4 protein-coding genes are annotated in these 4,256 nt (G+C 68.0%); 2 read left to right on the top strand and 2 right to left on the bottom strand.

Annotated features, from left to right (window positions below; all coding sequences use genetic code 11):
• Positions 1–158: 158 nt before the first annotated feature.
• Positions 159–737, bottom strand: a complete 579-nt coding sequence (locus AZG88_RS24150; protein WP_061042478.1) for a TetR/AcrR family transcriptional regulator — start codon at positions 735–737, stop codon at positions 159–161.
• Positions 738–824: 87 nt separating this feature from the next.
• Here AZG88_RS24150 and AZG88_RS24145 point away from each other — a divergent pair, with 87 nt between their 5' ends.
• The gene (locus AZG88_RS24145; RefSeq protein ID WP_061699460.1) at positions 825–1,655 is read left to right on the top strand and encodes an alpha/beta fold hydrolase; all 831 of its coding nucleotides are present in this window, start codon (positions 825–827) and stop codon (positions 1,653–1,655) included.
• Positions 1,656–1,676: 21 nt separating this feature from the next.
• On the opposite strand, the gene AZG88_RS24140 is transcribed toward AZG88_RS24145, so the two are convergent.
• Positions 1,677–3,380 (bottom strand): 2-isopropylmalate synthase, encoded by a 1,704-nt coding sequence (locus AZG88_RS24140; protein ID WP_061699459.1) that lies wholly within the window; start codon positions 3,378–3,380, stop codon positions 1,677–1,679.
• Positions 3,381–3,547: 167 nt separating this feature from the next.
• Here AZG88_RS24140 and AZG88_RS24135 point away from each other — a divergent pair, with 167 nt between their 5' ends.
• The gene (locus tag AZG88_RS24135; RefSeq protein ID WP_005243768.1) at positions 3,548–4,219 is read left to right on the top strand and encodes a FadR/GntR family transcriptional regulator; all 672 of its coding nucleotides are present in this window, start codon (positions 3,548–3,550) and stop codon (positions 4,217–4,219) included.
• Positions 4,220–4,256: the final 37 nt, after the last annotated feature.

Below are 4,256 nucleotides of genomic sequence, written 5' to 3'. Positions count from 1 at the left end.
CGGTGGTCATGAAAACTCCTCGGATCGTCGACTCAATTAGTTGAATCTTCAAGTGCTTGTAGCTTCAACTATGAACCCGGTGAATTTCTTCCGCAACCCGAATGTGACGCCTGTCACATGACGCATGTGAGTGGCACGGTGTGGCCGGGGGCGCTTTCTCACTCACGTGGTGGGAGGCAGGCCCGCGCGGCGGCGAGGACGGTGGCGCCGGCCGCGTCGAGTGGTTCGGTACTGCGGAGCGCGCGGGCGAGGACGAACGCGCCCTCCAGGCTGGTGACGAAGCCGAGGATCAGACGCCGCGCATCGGCCTCGTCGAATCCGCGGGCGCGCAGCAGGGCGCTGCCCGAGTCGATCCAGCTCGTGAACACGTCGGCCGTGGCCACGCGGAGCACCTCGTTGGTGCTCGCGACTTCGAGTGCGACCGTGGCGATGGGGCAGGCGTCCGCGTAGTCGGTGGCCACGAGGGTCTCGCCCGCCAGCCGGAACCCCACCTCGATCCCCTCGAGGATGTCGGGATGCGCGTCGAGGACGGAGAACACGAGCCGGGCGTACTCCTCGCCCGACGAGCGGATGACCTCCTCGCCGAGTTGCTGCTTTCCGCCCGGGAAGAAGTGGTAGATCGACCCGAACGGGGCGTGCGCCTCCGTGGCGACCTGCTTGAGTCCGGTCCCGGTGTAGCCGTTGCGACGGAAGAGGTCGCTGCTGGTGCCGAGGATCCGGGCCTTCGTGTCGTTCACTTTCCTGCCCTCCGGACGTTGCGCTCGGTGCGTACCTCATCGTAACGTGATTCTCAGTAGAACGATCTATCAAATGGAGTGAGTGCCATGAAGCAGATCGAGCTCTCCGCGGGCACCGTCGAGTATCGGGACACCGGGGGCGACGGCCCCGTCCTCGTGTTCATCTCCGGGCTGACGATCGGCGGCACCGTATGGCGACGCGTGGTGGAGCGACTCGCCCCGGACTTCCGCTGCATCGTCCCGAACCTCCCGCTCGGTGCGCACCGCATTCCGATGCGAGAGGACGCCGACCTGTCGCTACGCGGTCTCGGACTACTCATCGGGGAGTTCCTCGAACGGCTCGATCTTGCCGACGTCACCCTCGTGCAGAACGACTGGGGCGGCGCGCAGGTGCTGATCGCGCTCGGCGACACCAGCCGCGTCGGGGCTCTCGTCCTCACCCCGTGTGAGGCGTTCGACAACTATCCGCCCGGAATTCCGGGTCGCGCAATAGGTATCGCGGTGGCGATCCCCGGTGGTCTGGCGTTGATCATGCAGGCGCTGCGATTCCGGGCGATGCGCCGGGCGCCCGCGGGGTGGGGCTGGATGAGCAAGCGGCCCGTACCGAAGTCGGTGATGGACGGGTGGTTCCGACCTGCGACCACCGACCGCCGGGTCCGGCGAGACCTGCGCAAGTACACGACGTCGGTGCCGCCGAAGTCGACGCTCCGGGAATGGGCGGAAGCGAACCGGAGCTTCGACCGGCCGGTCCTCGTGCTGTGGGCCGTCGAGGACAAGGTGATGCCCCGCGACCACGGCCGGCGCCTGGCCGAACTGTACCCGCACGCCGAACTGCAGGAGGTCGAGGACAGCTACACGTTGATGCCCGAGGACCGCCCGGACGTGATTGCGGAGGCTTTGCGGCTTCGCCGCCCGTGAGTACTTGTCAACCGCGGGGGGTTAACAAGTACTCACGGCTCGGTATACCGCCCGGATCGCGGAGGCCGTCACCGACTGGTGTGAGCCCATGCCCCACACCGTCCGATCGCCGACGCGGCACTCCGCCAACGTGATCGCCGCGCTGTCGCTACCCGACCTCTGCGAGTGCTGGGTCAGGGAGAGGACGTCCACCTCCACACCCTTCGACGCGAGGACGTGGGTCATCGCCTCGACAGGGCCGGTGGCCACCGCCTCGCCCGACACTTCCACGCCGTCGACGTCGAACACGACGAACAGCCGGTCGCCGTCCGTGCCGTGCTCGACGGACCAGCGGCCGAGGCCGCCCCGATAGCCGTACTCGGCGCAGAACAGTGTCCACAGTTCCTCGGCCGTGATCTCGAGCCCCGACGTGTCCGCCGCCTCCTGCACCTTCGCGGCGAAGTCGATCTGGAGCCGCCGCGGCAGCGTGACACCGTATTCGGTCTGCAGCAGGTGCGCGATGCCGCCCTTGCCTGATTGGCTGTTGATGCGGATGACGGCCTGGTAGTCGCGTCCCACGTCCGCCGGGTCGATCGGCAGGTACGGCACCGCCCACGGTGCGCTCCCCGCATCCAGCCCGGCTGCCGCTGCGGACGCCCGATGCTCCGCGAATCCCTTCTTGATCGCATCCTGGTGGGTGCCGGAGAACGCCGTGTACACGAGGTCGCCGCCGTAGGGATGCCGCTCGTGAACGGGAATCCGGTTGCAGTACTCGACGGTTCGCCGCACCGTGTCGATGTCCGAGAGGTCGATCATCGGGTCGACGCCCTGCGCGTGCAGATTCAGGGCCAGCGTCACCAGATCGACGTTGCCGGTCCGCTCACCGTTGCCGAACAGGCAGCCCTCGACCCGCTGCGCACCCGCCAGCACCGCCAGTTCGGCGCAGGCGACCCCGGTGCCGCGGTCGTTGTGCGGGTGCACCGACAGGATGACCGACTCCCTCCGCTCCAGATGCCGGTGCATGTACTCGATCTGGTCGGCATACACGTTGGGCGTCGAGACCTCCACCGTGGCAGGCAGATTGTGGATCACGGGACGGTCGGGGCTCGCGTCCCACAGCTGGGTCAGGCTGTTGCACACGTCGAGCACGAAGTCCGGCTCGGTCAGGTTGAACACCTCGGGTGAGAATTCGAACCGCCGGCCCGGATGGTCACCGGCGCCGCGCGCCACCTCCTGCGCTGCATCGAAGATCAACCGGTGCAGCGCTTTCCGGTCCTTGCCGAGGACGACGGAGCGCCACGTCGGCGCCGTCGCCGTGTACATGTGCACCACGACGTTCGGCAGTCCCTCGACCGCCTCGTACGTCCTGGCGATCAGATCGTCGCGGGCCGCGGTGAAGACGACGATCGTCACGTCCTCGGGCACCAGGTCCAGACGCACGAGGTCGCGGACGAAGTCGAAATCGGTCTGGCTCGCGGACGGGTATCCGACCTCGATCTCCTTGTAGCCGATCGAGATCAGCAGTTCGAAGAACCTGCGTTTGCGCTCCGGATCCATCGGCTCGGCGAGGGCCTGGTTGCCGTCGCGCAGATCGACGGGAACCCACAGCGGGGCGGTGGTGGTGCGTCGCGCCGGCCAGGTGCGGTCGAGGTCGGGGACGGGAACGCGGTCCCAGATCGCGCGGTAGCGATCGGAGGGCATCGGCGAGGGTTGCTGGGTGTTCCAGGTGGGGACGGTGCTGGTCATGACGGTCTTCTCCTCGGAATGGGGTGCACGAGACGACCGACGCGGCGAAACCCCGCGGCAGGGTGCCGGCCTTCAGGCCCCGCCGCGGCAGTGGAGGAGAAGTCCACGGAACGCCACGGCGCTAGACTAGGAGAAAATCACTCATCAGACAACCTGAGGAGTTCTGCGTGACCTCGTCGATACGACGCCACCTGCTGACGGACCAGGCGGCGGACCTGCTGCGCTCTCGGATAGAGAGCGGTGAATGGGAGGTCGACGCCAAGCTCCCCGGCGAGACCACCCTGGCCGCCGAACTGGGCGTCGGACGGTCGACGGTGCGCGAGGCAGTCCGGATGCTCGCGGGCCTCGGCATGCTCGAGTCGCGGCAAGGGGCCGGCGTCTTCCTCCGCAGGTCGTCGCCACGGCAGGACTGGGACCGGGTGCTCCGGACCGAGGAGATCCGGCACGTCGTCGAGGTGCGTAACACCGTCGAGATCGAGGCGGCCCGGCTGGCGGCGGCCCGGCGCGACGAGGACGATGTCGCGGCGCTCCGCCAGGCCCTGGACGCACGGTCCGCGGCGTCCGGGACCGGGGCTGCCGCGTTCGTCGACGCAGACATCGCGCTGCATCGCACGGTCGTGGTCGCGGCGCACAACCCGGTGCTGACCGAATTGTTCGAGACGTTCGTCCCGCGGCTGCGCGAAGCGATGCTCGACCTGATGGACGTGCTGGACCTGACCGCGCACAGTGAGCCCGACGCGGAGGTCCATCGACTGCTGGTGGAGGCGATCGCCGACGGCGACGCCGAGCAGGCCGCCCGGATCAGTACCGCGCACCTCGCGCGGCTTCGCCGCCTGTGAGTACTTGTCAACGTCCGGGGGGGCTGTTTCAAATTTC

It is taken from the genome of Rhodococcus sp. LB1, assembly GCF_001583455.1.
Lineage (GTDB): Bacteria > Actinomycetota > Actinomycetes > Mycobacteriales > Mycobacteriaceae > Rhodococcus_F > Rhodococcus_F opacus.
The sequence above is the reverse complement of the archived record's forward strand: the minus strand, read 5'-3'. Positions and strand labels throughout refer to the sequence as shown.